Here is a 17202-nt window from a genome sequence, read left to right on the forward strand (position 1 = left end):
CAAGAAGGAGAATGCAGTGAAACGTCTACTCGCCCTGATCGCCACGGTCGCCGCGCTCGCGCTGACCGCGGGCGCCGCGCTTGCGCAGGCGCTCAATGCCGAAGGCGAGGTGCGCCGCATCGACGCGGCGAACGGCAAGGTCACCCTCAAGCACGGCCCGATCTCCAACCTTCAGTTGCCGGCCATGACGCTGGTCTTCAAGGTGGCCGACCCCTCGATGCTGAGCCAGATCAAGGCCGGCGACAACGTGCGGTTCGCCGCCGAAAAAATCAACGGCCAATACACGATCACGGCCATCCAGCCGAAATAAGGCTTACAGCACGTAGCGCGCCAGGTCCTGGTGCGCCGCGGCTTCTTCCAGCTGCCGGTTGACGTAGTCGGTATCGATGCGCACCACTTCCCCGCTCTTGCGGGTCGCGTCGAACGACAGTTCCTCCAGCAGTTTTTCCATCACCGTGTACAGCCGGCGCGCGCCGATGTTCTCGGTCTTCTCGTTCACCGCGAAGGCCAGTTCGGCCAGGCGTTCGATGCCATCGTCGGTGAATTCCAGCCTGACGCCCTCGGTTTCGAGCAGCGCGGTGTACTGCTTGACCAGCGACGCATCGGTCTCGGACAGGATGCGCACGAAATCCTTGGCCGACAGCGAATCGAGCTCGACCCGGATCGGGAAGCGCCCCTGCAGCTCGGGGATCAGGTCGGACGGCCGCGACAGGTGGAAGGCTCCCGACGCAATGAACAGGATGTGGTCCGTGCGGACCATGCCGTACTTGGTGTTGACGGTCGTACCCTCGACCAGCGGCAGCAGGTCGCGCTGCACGCCCTGGCGCGAGACGTCCGACCCGCTGGTCTCCTGGCGGGTGGCGATCTTGTCGACCTCGTCCAGGAACACGATGCCGTTCTGTTCCACGCTGGCCAACGCCTTGGTGCGCAGCTCTTCCTCGTTCACGCGGCGGCCGGCCTCCTCGTCCACCAGCAGCTTGAAGGCTTCCTTGATGCGCAGCTTGCGCGCCTTCTTCTTGCCCTGGGCCAGGCCGGCGAACATGCCGCGGATCTGCTCGGTCATTTCCTCCATGCCCGGCGGCGACATGATCTCCATCTGCGGCACCGGCTGGGCCACTTCGATCTCGATCTCCTTGTCGTCGAGCTGGCCTTCGCGCAGACGCTTGCGGAAGGTCTGGCGCGCGGCATTGTCGTCGCGCTGCGGGTTGCCCATCGCGTCGCGCGCGGGTGGCACCAGCACGTCCAGGATGCGGTCTTCGGCGGCGTCCTCTGCCTGCGTGCGCACGCGGCGCATTTCCGCTTCGCGCACCTGCTTGACGGCCACCTCGGCCAGGTCGCGGATGATGGTGTCGACGTCGCGGCCCACGTAGCCCACCTCGGTGAACTTGGTGGCCTCGACCTTCACGAAGGGCGCATCGGCCAGCTTGGCCAGGCGGCGGGCGATCTCGGTCTTGCCCACGCCCGTCGGGCCTATCATCAGGATGTTCTTGGGATGGATCTCGTGGCGCAGCGGCTCGGCCACCTGCTGGCGACGCCAGCGGTTGCGCAGCGCAATGGCCACGGAACGCTTGGCGCGGTCCTGGCCGACGATGTATTTATCCAGTTCGGAGACGATCTCACCGGGGGTCATCATGTTCATTCCAGTACCTCGACGGTGTGATGCTGGTTGGTGTAAATGCAAAGATCGCCCGCGATCGCCAGCGACTTCCTGACGATGTCCTCGGGTGCCATGTCGGTATTCTGCAGCAGTGCCAGGCCGGCCGATTGCGCATAGGCGCCGCCCGAACCGATGGCCGCCAGGCCGTGCTCGGGCTCCAGCACGTCGCCGTTGCCGGTCAGCACCAGCGTCGATTCCCGGTCGGCCACGATCAGCATGGCTTCGAGCCGGCGCAGCACGCGGTCGGTGCGCCAGTCACGCGTCAGGTCTACCGCCGCGCGCAGCAGGTGGCCCTGGTGTTTTTCCAGCTTGCCTTCGAAACGCTCGATCAGCGTGAAGGCGTCGGCCGTGGCGCCGGCGAAACCCGCCAGCACCGAATCCTTGTACAGGCGCCGCACCTTGCGGGCGCTGCCCTTCATGACGATGTTTCCCAGGGTGACCTGCCCGTCGCCGCCCAGGGCAACGCGGTTGCCGCGGCGCACGCTGATGATGGTCGTGCCGTGGAATTGTTCCATTTGCTCTTCCTGATGGGCCCGAGGCCCCGCGCTGGCGCGCCGGGCCGGCGAGCGAAAACGACTTCTGGATAGTGGGGGCGACGGGGCCCGATTCAAGAGGTGGGTCTCCCGCCCTGAGCCTTATTCCCCGGAAACCGCAAACCCGCGCAGCCACGGATCGAGATGGGCAATATCGAACGTTCCTGCCTCGAACATCTGCATCGTCTCCTTGTGGATACGCGCCGGTCGCCGTTGCAGGCGCCAGCCATTGATGCGCAGGAACACGTCGGCCGCGGCGAAAGCGATGCGCTTGTTGCTGTCCACGAACGGATGATTGATCGCCATGCTTTCCATCAGGGCCGCGGCTTCGGCCACGATATCCTCGTAATAGCCGGTTTGCGGCCGAAACAGTGCCGCTTCGATTGCACCCGGATCACGTACGCCCGGCGCGCCACCGTAGCGCTGCATCAATAGCGCATGCATGCCCAGCACGTCCGCCACGGTCAGATAATCGTGCGACACGGTCTACTTGGCCAGTTCGCGATACAGACTGTCGAATTCGTCCACACTCGACGCGAACGCAGCCATGACGTGGCGGCGGGGACGTTCTTTTTGCTGCCTGTCGATGTAATCGCGCAATGCGTCATCCAGCACTGCCTGGAATTGGCGTCCCTGGGTTTCCGCGATCTGGCGCAAGGCGGCGAGCACTTCAGGGGCGGCTTGAGAGGAGAATTTCTCCCGAACGGTTGTGGTCATGGCCGTTCCATCATGATTCATCTTGATACTTCATGATAAAGCAAGTTTTCGCGAAAAAAACGGCGCCAGAGGCGCCGTTCATACGGATCGCGCGGACGATCGCGTCAGTCGCCGTACAGCTTCTGCCGCAATTCGCGGCGTTGCTGCGCCTCCAGCGACAGCGTGGCCGTGGGCCGCGCCAGCAACCGGGCGACGCCGATGGGCTCGCCGGTTTCCTCGCACCAGCCGTACTCGCCCGACTCGATGCGGCCCAGCGCCTGCTGGACCTTCTTCAGCAGCTTGCGCTCGCGGTCGCGCGTGCGCAGTTCCAGCGCATGCTCTTCCTCGATCGTGGCGCGATCGGCCGGATCCGGCACGAAAGGCGTCTCGCGCAGGTGCTCGGTGGTTTCACCGGCGTTCTGCAGCAGTTCGCGCTCGATTTCCTGGAGCCGGCTCTTGAAAAAGGCAAGCTGCGCTTCGTTCATATAGTCGGCCTCGGGCATGGCCAACAACTCTTTTTCAGAGAGCACGGCCTCGGCCGGCTTGGTCATCACGTTTTCCAACGCGTCCTCCTGAGTGACTTTTAAGGTTTTGCTCGACGCTTTCGTTGCCATGAAAATGCTCCGCGCGAATCAATAAGGCTTTCCAATTCCCACACAGCACCGCATATTCCAATCGCTCCCGGCGAGCCGGGTATCCCACCATGGGCGCCGCGGATCCGGCTCCGCCGGTCCGCCAGCGCCGCCCCCTGGGGGCGCGCGTCAGCGCGTAGGGGGGCGACCTACACCAGGCATTGCTCCAGGCCGTGCATGAAGACGTCGCGAGGCAGGTTGCGACCAATGAAGACCAGCTTGCTGCCGCGCTTCTCGCCCGGCGCCCAGGCCCGGCCGGCATCGGCGCCCATCAGCATGTGCACGCCCTGGAACAGCATCCGGCGGTTCACGCCACTCATGTACAGAATACCCTTGTACCTCAATAAATCGGTTCCGTACACCTGCACCACGCCTCCCAGGAATTCCTCCAGGCGCATGGGATCGAACGGCTTGTCCGACTTGAAGACGAAGGCGCCGATGGCGTCGTCGTGATGGTGGTGGTGATGGCCGTGCGCATGATGGTGGCTGGGATCGTCGCAGCCGTCTACCGCGCAGTGCTCGCCGTGCTCGTGGCCGTGGCCATGATCGTGGTCGTGTCCATGGTCATGATCGTGGTCGTGCGTCGCGGCATCGGGATGCTCGTCGGCCAGGAACTCCGGATCGATGTCCAGGATGGCGTTCAGGTTGAAGCCATTGATGTCCAGGATTTCCTTCAGGTCGACTTCGCCGAAATTGACCGGCGTGATCGTGGCGCGCGGGTTGATGTGGACCAGGCGCGAACGCAGGGCCTGGTAGTCGGCGTCCTCGACCAGGTCCACCTTGGAAACCAGCAGGCGGTCGGCGAACCCAACCTGGTTGAGCGCCTCGGGCTGCTCGTCCAGCGTCTGCATGCCGTGCTTGGCGTCCACCACGGTGATGACGGCATCCAGCCTGAAGTAGCTGGCCACCTCGTCTTCCATGAAGAAGGTCTGGCACACCGGGCCGGGGTTGGCCATGCCGGTGGTCTCGATGATGACCCGCTCGAAGTCCAGCGCGCCCGCGCGCCGCTTGTCCTTGAGGTCGATCAGGATGCGCACCAGATCGCCGCGCACCGTGCAGCACACGCAGCCGTTGTTCATCTCGATGATCTGTTCGTCGCGGTCCTGGATCAGGAGATCGTTGTCCACGCCTTCCGGCCCGAACTCGTTCTCGATCACGGCGATCCGGCGGCCATGATGCTCGTTCAAAATCCGGTTGAGCAGCGTCGTCTTGCCCGCGCCCAGGAACCCCGTCAGGACAGTTACCGGAATCTGCTTCGGTGTTTTGTCCACAGCCTTCATCTATACAGCTCCTTGCACATGCGTCCGGGGACGCGTCAATGCGTTTTGCGTTCGTCGCCGGCTTCGCGGCCGGCCTGGACGCAGGCGGGACAGCGCCCGCGAACGACCATTTCCACATCGCGCCCTTCGAAACCGTCGGGCAGGCGATCGAGATTCTGCTGGATACCCACCGGTGCATCGATACAGAACATGCGTCGGCAGACATCGCATTGGAAGTGCCCATGCGGCTCGCCGTGGTGGTGGTGGTGCGCATGGGGCGCTCCCGCTTCGTCGCCGGGCCGGGCGACGCTGAAACGCCAGACGCGGTCTTCCCCGGCGATGCGGTGCGCGAGGCCGGACTGCACCAGCCATTCCAGCACGCGGTACACGGTGACCCGGTCGACCGACACCGACGACCCGATGCGGTCGAACAACTCCTGGTGCGACAGCGCGCTTGCCGCCTCCATCAGGGTTGCCAAGACATGCACCCGTGTCGCGGTGACTCGTGCGCCTTGGGCACGTATCGCCTCGCGGGCCAGATCCTCCACGCGTCGCTCCTTCCGTTCGGCCCGCCAAGCGGGGCCGGATTACAGCACAAGCCGCTTTGCCTGGGCAAACCCGGACTAACCCCCGGTAGGCCCCCGCGGCGCAATTGCTTTCCGCTGGAGGCGACCCCAGACAAAAAGCACCGGACGGTGTACCACGAATCGCCACCGGCAAACGCGACATGTGGGGTCGTTTTGGGGGAATTCAAGCCTTTCGGCCGATTTTGGTAACCGTTTGCGACGGCAGCGGGCACATACGCCCTGAAACGGGCCATCCGGGCAGGCACCTGGCCCGCTCCGGCCGCGCCGCTAGACCCGCTGCAGCAGCAGCCCTTTCAGGTACTCGCCTTCGGGGTGGGTCATGCGCATGGGATGGTCGATGCCGGCCGCCAGCCGTTCCAGCAGCACGAAGTCCTGCCGCGCATCCACCGCGGCGCCAGCCACGATTTTCTGGAACAGGTCCACGCTGATGGCGCCGGAACACGAGAAGGTCAGCAGGTAGCCGCCCGGCTTGACCAGCTTCATGCCCTTCAGGTTGACGTCCTTGTAGGCGCGCGCCGCCTTGTCCACGTGGTGCACCGAGGGGGCGAACTTGGGCGGGTCCAGCACCACGATATCGAACAACTGTCCCTCGGCGGCCAGCGCCTTCTGCGCCTCGGCCACCTTGGACACCCGGCACTCGAAGGCCGCTTCCGGCAGGCCGTTGCGGACCGCGTTGCGCGCGGCCATCGCCAGCGCGTCGGCCGACGAATCGACCGACACGGCGCGCGCCGCCCCGGCGCGCATCGCCGCCAGCGAAAAACCGCCCGTGTACGAGAAGCAGTTCAACACCGTGGCGCCGGGCCCGACCAGCGCGGCCAGCTCCGCCACCCGGCGCCGGCTCTCGCGCTGGTCCAGGTAGAAGCCGGTCTTGTGGCCATGGACCACGTCCACGCCGTAGCGCACGCCATCCTCGACGATCTCGACCTCGGCGGGCGGCTCCGCCCCCCGGAGCACGCCCGTGCGGGGTGCCAGGCCTTCGCGTTCCCGCGCCGCGGCGTCGGAGCGTTCGTACACGTCGGCGCAGCCGGTCGCGGCCACCAGCGCATCGACCAGGGCCTCGCGCCAGCGCTCGACCCCGGCAGCCAGGAACTGGACCACCAGTTGGCCGGCATAGCGATCGGCCACGAAACCCGGCAGGGCGTCGGCCTCGCCGAACACCAGCCGGACCGCGTCGGTGCGGCCGGCCAGCGCCGCGCGGCGAGCCACGGCGTCGGCCACCCGGGCGGCCATCCACCCGGCATCCACCGGCTCATCCTCGCGGAAGGTCCAGCAGCGCACGCGTATCTGCGAATCGGGACTGTAGGCGCCCCAGGCCAGGAAATTGCCGCGGCTGTCGACCACGCGCACGGTATCGCCGGCCAGCGGCCGGCCGACGGCCTGCGCCACGGCCGTGGCATAGACCCAGGGATGGCGCCGCAGCAGGGACTTTTCCTTGCCGGGCTTGAGAACGACGTCGTTCATCGGGACTTCTTCAAAGCGGAGGGATGGGGCCGGATGGCAGGCCGCCATGGTACCGCCGCCGGGCGCCAGGCCCAAATTGCTCCCCGCGCACGCCTGGCAGGGCCTGGAACGGATCCGCCCTATTCCTTCTTCCCGGGTTCCTTGCGACCCGCCCGCGGATGCGCCTTGTCGTACACCTTGGCCAGGTGCTGGAAATCCAGCCGGGTATAGATCTGGGTGGTCGAGATGCTGGCGTGGCCCAGCATCTCCTGCACCGCGCGCAGGTCCTCGGCCGATTGCAGCACGTGGCTGGCGAAACTGTGGCGCAGCACGTGCGGATGCACGTGGGTGGGCACGCCCGCGGCCTGGCCGCGCCTGGCCAGTTGCGCCTGGACGACGCGGGCCGAGATGCGGCGGCCGCGCAGTCCGACGAACAGCGCGTGGGCATCGCCGCCCGCGGCCAGAACGGGACGCGCGCCCAGCCAGGCGCGCAGGGCCTCGCAGGCCTGGGTGCCGACCGGCACGATGCGGCGTTTGCTGCCCTTGCCCAGCACGCTGACCTCGGCCTCGGCCAGGTCCAGCCAGCTGGATGATTCGTAGCCTGGTTCGCGCGCGTAGGCCAGGTCCAGGCCCACCAGTTCGGACAGGCGCAGGCCGCTGGAATAGAACAGTTCGAACATGGCGGTGTCGCGCAATTCGATGGCATGTCGCTGCTCGGCGCTCTGGCCGGTGACTTCCGCCGCGACGGGCGGGGTGTGATCGAGCAGGGCCTGCGTCTGGTCCACCGACAAGGCCTTGGGCAGGCCGCGCGGCGCCTTGGGGCCGCGTACGCCCGCGGCCGGATTGCCGGGCATGCCCACGCGCGGCGCCCACCATTGGTAGAAGCCGCGCCAGCTGGCCAGCAGGCGGGCCAGGCTGCGCGGGCTCATGCCCTGCGCGTGCAGTTGTCCCAGGTAGCGACGCACGTGCCCCTGCGACACGCGCTCCAGCGGCACGTCATCGGCCAGTTCGACCAGGTGGACGAGGTCCCGCCGGTAGGCGGCCAGGGTATGGGGGGAATAGCGGCGGCCCGAACCCAGGTGTTCGAGCCATTCCAGCATGGGCCGGGCCAGCGCCGGCCCCGTGGCCTCGGAACCGGGACGGGGATCGTCGGCCACGGTACGCGCTCAGGCGCGCGGCGCCTCGGTCAGGAGGCGCGAGAGCGACGCGCTGGCCAGTTCACCGATGCGCGTCAGGAAGGTCGTGCCCATCGAGGGCGTGAAGCGCTCGGCGTCGGGCGATGCCAGCACCAGCAGGCCGAAGGCTTCGGGCGCGATGCCCACGCGCAGCGGGATCAGGGCCAGCGAACGCACTTCGCGATCGAGCCAGGCCGCGGCCTCGAAGCCCGAGTTGGGGCCGCAGTACGGCGACATCAGTCCATTGGCGAAGGTTCGTGCATCGGCCGAGACTTCTCCGCGCCAGGGGGCCTCGGCATCGCCCAGGGCGGTCTCGGCCCAGATGCGCAGCGCCACGTCGGGCACGCTGAAGATCTCGCCCAGGCCGCCGGCAACGGCGGCGGGCAGCGCCTGCGGATCGCGCTCCTTGAGCAGGCCCCGGCTCCACAGCAGGAGCCGGTCGGAGATGTGTTCGTTCTCGGAAGCGGCACGCACCAGTTCCGACACCCGCAGCTCCATGCCGCGCACGCGCTCGCGCAGCGCCAGCACCTGGCGCTCGGCCAGCGAGACGGCCTTGCCCTCGTGGGGATGGGGCACCTTCATGGTGGAGAACAGCTCGGCGTGCCGTTCGAAGAAATCGGTGTTGTCCTTGAGGTATTGCGCGACTTCGTTGGCGTCCATGTACGTTCCGGAATTCATTGTTGATATAAGGCAAGGGCGCGCGAAGCGCGTGGGGGGTGGATTCCCCTCCCCCCTCTACCCCAGGAGGCGGTCGACGTCGACGGTGCCTTCGAACACGGTCACGGCCGGGCCGGTCATCAGCAGTTGCTCGCCGTCCCAGGCGATGGTCAGCACGCCGCCCCGCGTCTGCACGCGCACCGGCGACTCCAGCAGCCCCCGGCGGATGCCCGCGGCCACCGCCGCGCAGGCGCCCGTGCCGCAGGCCAGCGTCTCGCCCGCGCCGCGCTCGTAGACGCGCAGCCGGATGTCGTGGCGACCGACGACCTGCATGAAACCGGCATTGACCCGGCGGGGAAAGCGCGGATGGCTCTCGACCCGCGGACCGACGGACGCCACCGGCGCGGCGTCGACGTCGTCGACCACCTGCACCGCGTGCGGATTGGAAATGCCGACGGCCGACACCCAGACGATGCGTTCGGCCTCGCCCGGCGCCGACACGTCCAGCGGCCAGACGTCGTCCGCGCCTTCGCGCCGCGGCGTCAGGCCCGCCGGATCGAACGGCACGGCGGCCGGATCGAAACTGGTGCGGCCCATGTCGACGCTGACCTCGCCATCGTCCTGTTCGTTCAGCACGATGATGCCGGTGCAGATCTCGGCGCGCACGGGATTGCGGTCGGTCAGCCCCTGCTCGTGCACGAAGCGCACGAAGCAGCGGGCGCCGTTGCCGCAGTGTTCGACCTCGCCGCCGTCGGCGTTGAAAATGCGATAGCGGAAGTCGGCATCGGAACGAGTGGGCCGCTCGACCAGCAGGATCTGGTCGGCGCCGATCCCGAACTGCCGATGGGCGAGCTTGCGCGCCCGCTCGGGGGTGAGCCGGATATCTTGGCGCACGCCGTCCAGGACGACGAAATCATTGCCCGCGCCATGCATTTTGGTGAAGTGCCAGGTCATGCCGGAATTATAGTCCGCGCCCAGGCACCACGCGCCGCCGGGGGCGGAGCTTGGTATTCTGGCGACTGGCCGGTCTACTGGAACTCGCAATGGCTCGTATCGTCCCCGACGGTTGGCGGGAAATCAACGCCACCGGCGCCGCCCGCCGGGAAATCGAAACCCTGGCCACGCTCGAACGCGGCCTGCCCGATTCCTACACCGTCTACCATGCCGTCCACTGGACCAACGTGGAGCACGGTTTCTCGGTCTATGGCGACATCGACTTCGCCATCGTCAACGCCGCCGGCGACCTGCTGCTGATCGAGCAGGTCAGCGGGTTCCTGGAGGAAACGCCCGAGGGGCTCTGCAAGAAATACCCCAGCCACAGCACCAACGTGCCGATACAGATCGCCCGCCAACTGGCGGTGCTGCGCGGCCGGCTGGCCCGGCGCCCCCACCTGGACGCCATCCGCGTCGAATACCTGCTGTACTGCCCGGACTACTCGGTGCGCCACCCGGAAACCGCCGGACTGTCGTCCGAACGCATCGTCGATGCCGCCGAACGCGACCGCCTGTGCGCGGTCATCCAGCTCGCGCTGCCGCAGGCGCCCGCCACCCAGGCCGCGCCGGCCGTGCGCCGCTTCCTGGACGACATCATCCAGCTCGAACCCGACGCCAACGCCCTGGTGGGGCAGGCGCGGGCGCTGGTCACCCGCATTTCGGGCGGCCTGGCGCACTGGGCGCGGCGGCTGGAGTTCGAGCCGTTCCGGCTCAGGGTGATCGGCACCGCCGGTTCGGGCAAGACCCAGCTCGCCCACGCGGAATTCCGCGCCGCCATCGACGCCGGCCGCCGGCCGCTGTACGTGTGCTTCAACCGGCCGCTGGCCGACCACTTCAACGGCATCGCGCCCGACGGCGGCCTGGCCTGCACCTTCCACACCCTGTGCGACAAGGTGCTGCACGCCGCCGGGCAGCCGGTGGACTTCTCGGGCCCCGACGCCTTCACCACCCTGGTCGCACGCGCCGCGCGCGAAGCCGTGCCCGACCACCTGCGCTTCGACACCATCATCATCGACGAAGGCCAGGACTTCTCCGACGAATGGCGCGACCAGATCCTGCGCCATGCGCGCGAGCACGCACGCATGGTCTGGCTGGAAGACCCGATGCAGAACCTCTACGGCAAGCCCGCCGTGCACCTGCCGGACTGGGTCACGCTGCGCGCGCAAAGCAACTACCGCAGCCCGCGCAGCATCGTGAAGCTGCTGGACCGGCTGTTGCCCGACGACCAGCACATCGAGCCGCGCGGCCCCATCGCCGCCGGCGGCCTGGGCGTGCTGGTCTACGACAACGAGGCGGAGCTGCTGGCGCACACCAAGAAGGCCATCTCGCAATGCCTGGCCGCCGGTTTCAAGCGCGCCGACATCGCGGTGGTCAGCTTCCGCGGCCGCGAAAGCTCGGCCGTGCTGGGCCAGACCCAGCTCGGCCCGCATGCCATGCGCACCTTCACCGGCCGCTACGACCTGTTCGGCAAGCCTGAGTTCTCGGAAGGCGAAGTGCTGATGGAGTCGGTCTACCGCTTCAAGGGCCAGGCCGCCCCCGCCGTCGTCTTCACCGAGGTCGACTTCGACCACCTGGACGAGCGGACGGCGCGCAAGATCTTCGTGGGCGCCACGCGCGCGATGCTGCGGCTGGAACTGGTGGTGTCGCGGCACGCGATGGAGCACGGGCTGGCCGCGATACTGGAAAGCGCGGCCTGAGGCTGAATCGACGTTCATGTTCTTTACCCGGTCTTGTCCGATGCGCAGGGGCCGGGCAGGCGGTGGAGCGCAGCGAAGCCGGTCCCGCTGCGCGGGACTGCCCGGCCCCTGCGCATCGGACAAGACCTGCACCGCTCGTCACGTAGCCCCATGAACTTCAGCACGGTCGTCTTATTAAATGGAGAAAGACCCATCGCCGCGTCTCGATCTGCGATCGTCACCGTGGTAGTCCTTGGTCGGTGGGGCGGGGCGGCCCGCTCGGGGGGCGCATTCGGAGCCGCCGGTGAGGGTGGGCTTGGCGGGGAAGCAAGGGCGCAGCTGTTTGAGGGCGGCAGTAGGCACAGTCCGGGGGACTGTGCCCGCCCGAGTTCTGCGCCCGCCCCGCCAAGCCTGCCCTCGCCGGGCAGTCCCGCGCAGCGGGACCGGCTTCGCTGCGCCCCCCGAGCGGGCCGCCCCGCCCCACCGACCAAGGACGGTTCAAGAACTCAATCCTACAGTTGAAGCCCGTCATCATGGATGCCATGAATGTCGATCCCGCCTAGGTCCTGCCCCCCTAAAAGGAGCCTCGCATTCCCTAGTCCACCGTCGCGCCCGACTCCCGCACCACCGCGCCCAGCTTGGCGATCTCGCTGCGAATGAAGCGCCCGAACTCCTCGGGCGTATCGCCCACCGGCTGCATGACCTGGGCCAGCAACTTGGCCTTGACCTCCTTGTCCCGCAGGGCAAGGGCGATCTTGCGGGACAGCGTCTCGACGATGGGCTGCGGCGTTCCCGCCGGCGCGACCAGTCCCAGCCAGCCGACGAACTCATAGCCCGGCAGCGTCTCGGCCACGGTGGGAACATCCGGCATCGATTCGAAGCGCTTGGCGCTGGTGACGGCCAGGGCCCGCAGCTTGCCCGATTCGACATGCGGCATGACGACGGGAATGCTCTCGAAGTCGACGCCGATCTGGCCGGCCAGCAAGGCGGCAACGGTGGGCGCGCTGCCGCGATAGGGAACGTGCGTCATGCTGGTGCCCGCCAGGCTGTTGAACAGCTCGCCCGCGATGTGCATCGAGGTGCCGTTGCCGGCGGAGCCGCGGTTCACCTTGCCCGGATGCTGGCGGACATAGGCCAGGAACTCCGTCATGTTGGCAACGGGAACGGTGGCGGGGTTGATGGCCAGCACGAGCGGATAGGTGACGGCCAAGGAAATCGGCGTGAAGTCCTTGACCGCGTCGTAGCCCAGCTTGCGATACAGCGTCGGATTGATCCCGTGCGTGCTGACCGTGCCCATCAGCAGCGTATAGCCGTCGGGCTCCGCCCGCGCCACGGTCTCGGCGGCGATCACGCCGCCGCCCCCGCCACGGTTCTCGACGATGAAGGGCACGCCCATGCTTTGCGACAGCTTGTCCCCCAGCAGCCGCGCGACCAGGTCGGTGGGGCCGCCGGGCGCGGCGCCGACGACGATGCGCACGGGTTTGGCGGGATAGCCGTTCTGGGCCGGCGCCGGTCCCGCAAGTGCGGCGGCCGACGTGAACACGATCAAGCGCAGCAAGGCATGCATGGGTGTCTCCTCGTTGTCGGAAGGGCGGCGACCGTAGCCTAGGCGGCGGGCGCGACCACGCGGCCGTGGGTGATGTGGCGGTTGAAGATCCAGGCGTCGTAGCGCTTGCGCGTGTCGTTGAGCGCGGAATGCGCCAGGTGCCAGTCCAGCGCAGCCTGGTCTTTCCATTCCTCGAACAGGAAGACGCGGTCGTCCATCGGCGCCGACGGCGTGATGATCTTGAACTGCAGGCAGCCTTCCTCCTTGAGCGAGTTGGCGGCGTGCGTCTGCATGACCGCGAGGAACTCCGCGCGGTGCTCGGGCTTGATGGAAAACTCGACGATCAACGATATGGCTTGCATGGCGTCTTTCCGTTGCATGGGTTTGAAAGAAGGATCCGGCAGCGTTCGATGGCGATGCGCACCACCTCGTCCGGATCGCGCTCCCACCAGTCGGTGGAGAAGATCTCGACTTCGTACGGGCCGGCGTAGCCGTTGCGGGCCAGGCAGGCCAGCAGCCCCGCCAGGTCGGCGGCGCCATCGCCCATCATGGCGCGGTCGTTGACCGGATGGCGGGTGGGCACGCGCCAGTCGCACAACTGCACGGTGGCGATGTGGGGCAGGTGCGGCGGCGCGAGGCTGTCGTACAGGTCGGGATCCCACCACGTGTGGAACACATCGAGCACGACGCCGCAGCCGGGGCCGGCTTCCCGGCACAGGCGCAGGGCCTGCGCCAATGTGTTCACGCAGCCGCGCTCGGCGGCGTGCATGGGGTGGAAAGGCTCGATGCCCAGTTTCACGCCCGCCTGGGCGGCCAACGGCGCGGCTTCGCACAGCAGGTCCCGCACCTCTTCGCGCGCCCGGGCCAGGCCGGCCACCGCACCGCCTCCGCAGACGAACACGACGGCGCCCGCGCCGATCTCGGCCGCCTCATCGATGGCCTGCCGGCAATCGGCCAGCGCGGCGCCCGGCCCACGTTCGCGCAGTTGCGCCAGGTCGCCCGCCTTGCACAGCGACGGCACCCAGGCATCCGCGTCCCGCAGCAGCCGGCGAGCCCGCGCCACGCCGCATTCGGCCAGCTTGTCGCGCCAGACGCCCACGCCGTGCACGCCGTGGCGCGCGTAGCCGGCAATGGCCTCTTCCAGCGACCAGGCGGGCGTGGTGATCTGGTTGATGGCCAGCCGTTCCCGCATCATCCGCGTCTCCCGCCGCTCGGCTGCGCCATCACCGCGACCGCAGGGCGTCGATGTTGCGCACCTCGGCCACCTTGCGCACGTATTCCTCCGGCGGAGCCTGGTACAGCAGCTTGCGGCTGACGTGCACGCCGGTCATCTCCTTCATGGCCACGACCATTTCCGTCGCCTTGACCAGCAGCCGGTAGCAGTCCAGCAGCGGCACGCCGTCGACCTCGAAGATGCCGCGCTGGGCCAGCAGCGTCGACGACGGCCCGGCAGGGATCACCACTTCGGCGCCGCGCTCGATGGACCGGCGCGAGGCGGCCAGGATCTGTTCCACGCAGTCATCGCCGGCGCGCGTGTCGGTGAACACGGAATCGAAGCCGCGGATGTTCGAGAACTCGATGTACTCGACCGAGGCCAGCCGGTCGCGCAACCCGTAGCCGATGGGAATCTCGCGGTAACGGGGGACCATCTTCTCGTTGGGCACGACCAGGCCGAAGCGCTCGCCCATGGTGCAGGCATGAAAGCAGCAGACCTCCATGAACGAGACCACGGGAATGTCGAGCATCTCGCGCAGCTCCACCAGTGCGGGATCCAGCGAGTTGGCCAGCACGAACGCGTCGTAGCCGCCCTGCTGGCGGATGGCCAGCGCGTTGTCGATGATCTCGCGCACGTCGTAGTTCCAGAACAGGCGGAACTGGTCGCCCAGCGCACCCTGCCGGGTGCCGCGCACTTCCACCTTGGTCCCCGGCAGCGCGGCGCCGTCGCACAGCGCCTGGGTGGCACGCAGGAAATTCGCCATGCCGGTCTCGGACGAGACGAGCTGATACCAGATACGCATTACTGCCTCCTTGGTTGGGCGGACACGGCTGCGCCATGCCCATGCAAAAGATGTTGCGCGGCGTCCAGCCGCAGGTCGGTTCCCAGCTCGCGGCTCAGGTCGCGCACTTTCTCGAGCAGCTTCAGGCCCTCGCCGTTGCGCGCCAGCCTGGGCAGGCCGTCGGGCCCCTCTCCCTCGGCCCACAGGGTGAGCGGCTGCAGCGTGAACGTGGGCGGACCGTCCCGGCCGCAGGTCAGGCGCACCAACAGGGCTTCCCAGGCCGAACGCCTGCGGTAGAAGCCGGCGCTGTCGCGTCGGGCACGGTAGACGTCGGCCAATGATTCGTCGCGCATCGCGTACGCATCGAAGAAATCCGCGGGCTGCGTGGGGAACAGGTAGGGCTGGAACACGAAGGCGCCGATGCCATGGAAGATGGGCCGGCCGCGATGCAGCTGCACGCCCCGCACGCCGTGCGCGCCGTGCCCGATGACGGCATCGGCGCCCGCCTCGATGGCGCGCCGGCCCATCTCCACCGCGAAGCCCGGCGGCATGTCGGGCCGGCTGTCGTACTCGTGCGTGTGCATGCTCAGCAGCACCCAGTCCGCGTCGCGGCGCGCCGCGCGCACCGCCGCCTCGATGTCGGCAGCGTCGTCGGGCGCGGCCCAGGACTCCACGCCGAAATCCTTGCCGCGCACGAAGCGGGCACCCAGCAGCGACAACGCCGGGCCGCGCTCATCGTCGTAGGCCCTCGCCAGCGGATGTTCGCGATGCTTGCCCACGGGCAGGTGCTCCCGGATGCGTTCCAGCGCGGCATAGGCCTCGCCATCGACGCGGTAGCGCGTGCCGAAGCGTAGCGGCGCGACCCCCGGCCGGCCAGGCGTATCGTCTCGCGACCGCCCGGCCCGCGCGTGGTCCAGGTGGCTGGACGAGACGGCCAGCACGGCCACGCGGCCACCCCGGGTATCGACCATGGCGGGGCGCAGGGCCAGCTGCAGGTCGGCGCCGGTGCCGGCATGGGGAATGCCCAGGTCGCGAAGCGCGGCCTCGGTCTGGCGCAGACCGTCGACGCCGTAGTCGCCGGCGTGGTTGTTGGCCGTGGACGCCACGTTGACGCCCAGCCAGGCCACGTCCCCGGCCAGCGCCGCCGGCGCGCCCGCCCACGCCCCCGGCGCCTGGGCCGCTGCCACCGTCGGATGGCTCAGCAACTGGATCTCGAGGTTGGCGAAGCGCACGTCGCACTCGCGCAGGGCCTGGACCGCCGCGATGAAACCGGGATCCGTCTCGCCATGCAGCGGCTTGCCCATGTACAGGTCACCCACGGCCCCTATCGTGATCGTCGGCGCCCTGGATGCCGGCTCGATGGATGGCATGGCGTCACTCGGCCTGGATGTTGGCGGTCTTCACGACCTTGGCGACGCGCGTCCGCTCGCGGGCGATGAAGTCGGCGAACTGCTGGCGCGTCCCCGGCGACGGCGTCGCGCCCAGGTCCACCAGCCGCTGCTTTACCGCCGCCTCGTCGACGACCTCGCGCAGCACCGCGTTCAACTTGTCCAGCACCGCCGGCGGCGTGGACGCGGGCGCGGCCAGCCCGTACCACACCGATTCCTCGTAGCCGGGCACGCCCGCCTCGGTCGCGGTCGGCACGTCGGGCAGCAGATCCATGCGGCTGGCGCGCGCGATCGCCAGCGCGCGCAACTTGCCGCCCTTGATGTGCGCCATGGATTCGACCGTGTTCAGCGGCATGAACGAGATGCGCCCGCCCAGCATGTCGGACAGCGCGGGCGCCGCGCCCTTGTAGGGCACGTGCAGCACCTCGATGCCCGCCGCCTGCTTCAGCGACTCGCCGGCCAGATGGGCGGAGCTGCCTATGCCCGGCGATGCGTAGGTCAATTCCCCCGGCTTGGCGCGGGCGCGGGCCAGCAGGTCGCCCAGCGTCTTGAAGGGCGAGGCCGCCGGCACCGCCACCACCAGCGGTGCGGAGGCGATCATGCCCACCGGCGCGAAGTCGCGCTGGCCGTCGAACGGCAGGTCGGCGAACAGGCTGTTGTTGGTGGCGATGGAGTTGGCCACCAGCAGCAGCGTGTAGCCGTCGGCCGCCGCGCGCGCCACGGCCTGCATGCCGATGTTGGAACTGCCGCCGGGCTTGTTCTCGACGATGAAGGGCTGCCCCAGCTTCTCGGCCATGCGCTGCCCCACCAGCCGCGCGACGGCGTCGGTCGCGCCTCCCGGCGCATAGGGCACGACGATGGTGACTGGATGCGTCGGCCAGGATCCGGCAGCGGCGTGCGCGGACCCGGCCAGCGCCCAGGCGGCCAGGCCCGCCAGGAAGTGTCGAACCATGCTTGTCTCCCGCA

19 protein-coding genes are annotated in these 17202 nt (G+C 68.3%); 2 read left to right on the plus strand and 17 right to left on the minus strand.

Annotated features, from left to right (window positions below; all coding sequences use genetic code 11):
* Positions 1-16: 16 nt before the first annotated feature.
* Positions 17-310 carry a copper-binding protein gene (locus CDO46_RS11855; RefSeq protein WP_087838665.1) on the plus strand — a complete coding sequence of 98 codons (294 nt, stop codon included), beginning with the start codon at positions 17-19 and terminating at the stop codon, positions 308-310.
* A 3-nt stretch (positions 311-313) separates the two neighbouring features.
* On the opposite strand, the gene hslU is transcribed toward CDO46_RS11855, so the two are convergent.
* The 11 genes from hslU to dapF form a co-directional block, all read right to left on the minus strand.
* A complete protein-coding gene (gene hslU / locus CDO46_RS11860; protein WP_087838752.1) occupies positions 314-1630 on the minus strand; it encodes an ATP-dependent protease ATPase subunit HslU in 1317 nt (438 codons plus the stop codon).
* Between the two features lie 5 nt (positions 1631-1635).
* A complete protein-coding gene (gene hslV, locus CDO46_RS11865) occupies positions 1636-2172 on the minus strand; it encodes an ATP-dependent protease subunit HslV (protein ID WP_087782942.1) in 537 nt (178 codons plus the stop codon).
* A 120-nt stretch (positions 2173-2292) separates the two neighbouring features.
* Positions 2293-2673, minus strand: coding sequence for a type II toxin-antitoxin system death-on-curing family toxin (locus tag CDO46_RS11870; RefSeq protein WP_087838666.1), 381 nt, complete (start codon positions 2671-2673; stop codon positions 2293-2295).
* 3 nt (positions 2674-2676) lie between these two features.
* Positions 2677-2907, minus strand: a complete 231-nt coding sequence (locus CDO46_RS11875; protein ID WP_087838667.1) for a hypothetical protein — start codon at positions 2905-2907, stop codon at positions 2677-2679.
* 104 nt (positions 2908-3011) lie between these two features.
* Positions 3012-3500 (minus strand): RNA polymerase-binding protein DksA, encoded by a 489-nt coding sequence (gene dksA / locus CDO46_RS11880; RefSeq protein ID WP_087838669.1) that lies wholly within the window; start codon positions 3498-3500, stop codon positions 3012-3014.
* Between the two features lie 167 nt (positions 3501-3667).
* A complete protein-coding gene (locus CDO46_RS11885) occupies positions 3668-4798 on the minus strand; it encodes a GTP-binding protein (RefSeq protein ID WP_087838670.1) in 1131 nt (376 codons plus the stop codon).
* A 35-nt stretch (positions 4799-4833) separates the two neighbouring features.
* A complete protein-coding gene (locus CDO46_RS11890) occupies positions 4834-5325 on the minus strand; it encodes a Fur family transcriptional regulator (RefSeq protein ID WP_087838671.1) in 492 nt (163 codons plus the stop codon).
* Between the two features lie 306 nt (positions 5326-5631).
* Positions 5632-6825, minus strand: coding sequence for a class I SAM-dependent rRNA methyltransferase (locus tag CDO46_RS11895; protein ID WP_087838673.1), 1194 nt, complete (start codon positions 6823-6825; stop codon positions 5632-5634).
* A 119-nt stretch (positions 6826-6944) separates the two neighbouring features.
* Positions 6945-7904, minus strand: a complete 960-nt coding sequence (gene xerC / locus CDO46_RS11900) for a tyrosine recombinase XerC (RefSeq protein WP_087838753.1) — start codon at positions 7902-7904, stop codon at positions 6945-6947.
* A 66-nt stretch (positions 7905-7970) separates the two neighbouring features.
* Positions 7971-8639 (minus strand): DUF484 family protein, encoded by a 669-nt coding sequence (locus tag CDO46_RS11905; RefSeq protein ID WP_254914586.1) that lies wholly within the window; start codon positions 8637-8639, stop codon positions 7971-7973.
* 75 nt (positions 8640-8714) lie between these two features.
* Positions 8715-9590 (minus strand): diaminopimelate epimerase, encoded by an 876-nt coding sequence (gene dapF, locus CDO46_RS11910; protein ID WP_087838675.1) that lies wholly within the window; start codon positions 9588-9590, stop codon positions 8715-8717.
* An 89-nt stretch (positions 9591-9679) separates the two neighbouring features.
* Here dapF and CDO46_RS11915 point away from each other — a divergent pair, with 89 nt between their 5' ends.
* The gene (locus CDO46_RS11915) at positions 9680-11326 is read left to right on the plus strand and encodes a DEAD/DEAH box helicase (protein ID WP_087838676.1); all 1647 of its coding nucleotides are present in this window, start codon (positions 9680-9682) and stop codon (positions 11324-11326) included.
* Positions 11327-11900: 574 nt separating this feature from the next.
* Here CDO46_RS11915 and CDO46_RS11920 read toward each other — a convergent pair.
* The 6 genes from CDO46_RS11920 to CDO46_RS11945 are packed head-to-tail and all read right to left on the minus strand — an operon-like array spanning position 11901 to position 17188.
* Entirely contained in the window at positions 11901-12872 is a 972-nt protein-coding gene (locus tag CDO46_RS11920) for a tripartite tricarboxylate transporter substrate binding protein (RefSeq protein ID WP_087838678.1), read from the minus strand.
* Positions 12873-12910: 38 nt separating this feature from the next.
* A complete protein-coding gene (locus tag CDO46_RS11925; RefSeq protein WP_165963128.1) occupies positions 12911-13213 on the minus strand; it encodes a putative quinol monooxygenase in 303 nt (100 codons plus the stop codon).
* A complete protein-coding gene (locus tag CDO46_RS11930; protein WP_087838680.1) occupies positions 13195-14046 on the minus strand; it encodes a sugar phosphate isomerase/epimerase in 852 nt (283 codons plus the stop codon). The genes CDO46_RS11925 and CDO46_RS11930 overlap by 19 nt, the downstream gene beginning before the upstream one ends.
* A 28-nt stretch (positions 14047-14074) precedes the next feature.
* Entirely contained in the window at positions 14075-14869 is a 795-nt protein-coding gene (locus tag CDO46_RS11935; RefSeq protein ID WP_087838681.1) for an aspartate/glutamate racemase family protein, read from the minus strand.
* Entirely contained in the window at positions 14869-16218 is a 1350-nt protein-coding gene (locus CDO46_RS11940) for a CapA family protein (RefSeq protein ID WP_087838682.1), read from the minus strand. Before CDO46_RS11940 ends, CDO46_RS11935 begins: the two co-directional genes overlap by 1 nt.
* Before the next feature lie 4 nt (positions 16219-16222).
* Positions 16223-17188 carry a tripartite tricarboxylate transporter substrate binding protein gene (locus CDO46_RS11945; protein WP_087838684.1) on the minus strand — a complete coding sequence of 322 codons (966 nt, stop codon included), beginning with the start codon at positions 17186-17188 and terminating at the stop codon, positions 16223-16225.
* Between the last annotated feature and the right edge of the window lie 14 nt (positions 17189-17202).

Source organism: Pigmentiphaga sp. NML030171 (assembly GCF_002188635.1).
Taxonomy (GTDB): domain Bacteria; phylum Pseudomonadota; class Gammaproteobacteria; order Burkholderiales; family Burkholderiaceae_B; genus Pigmentiphaga; species Pigmentiphaga daeguensis.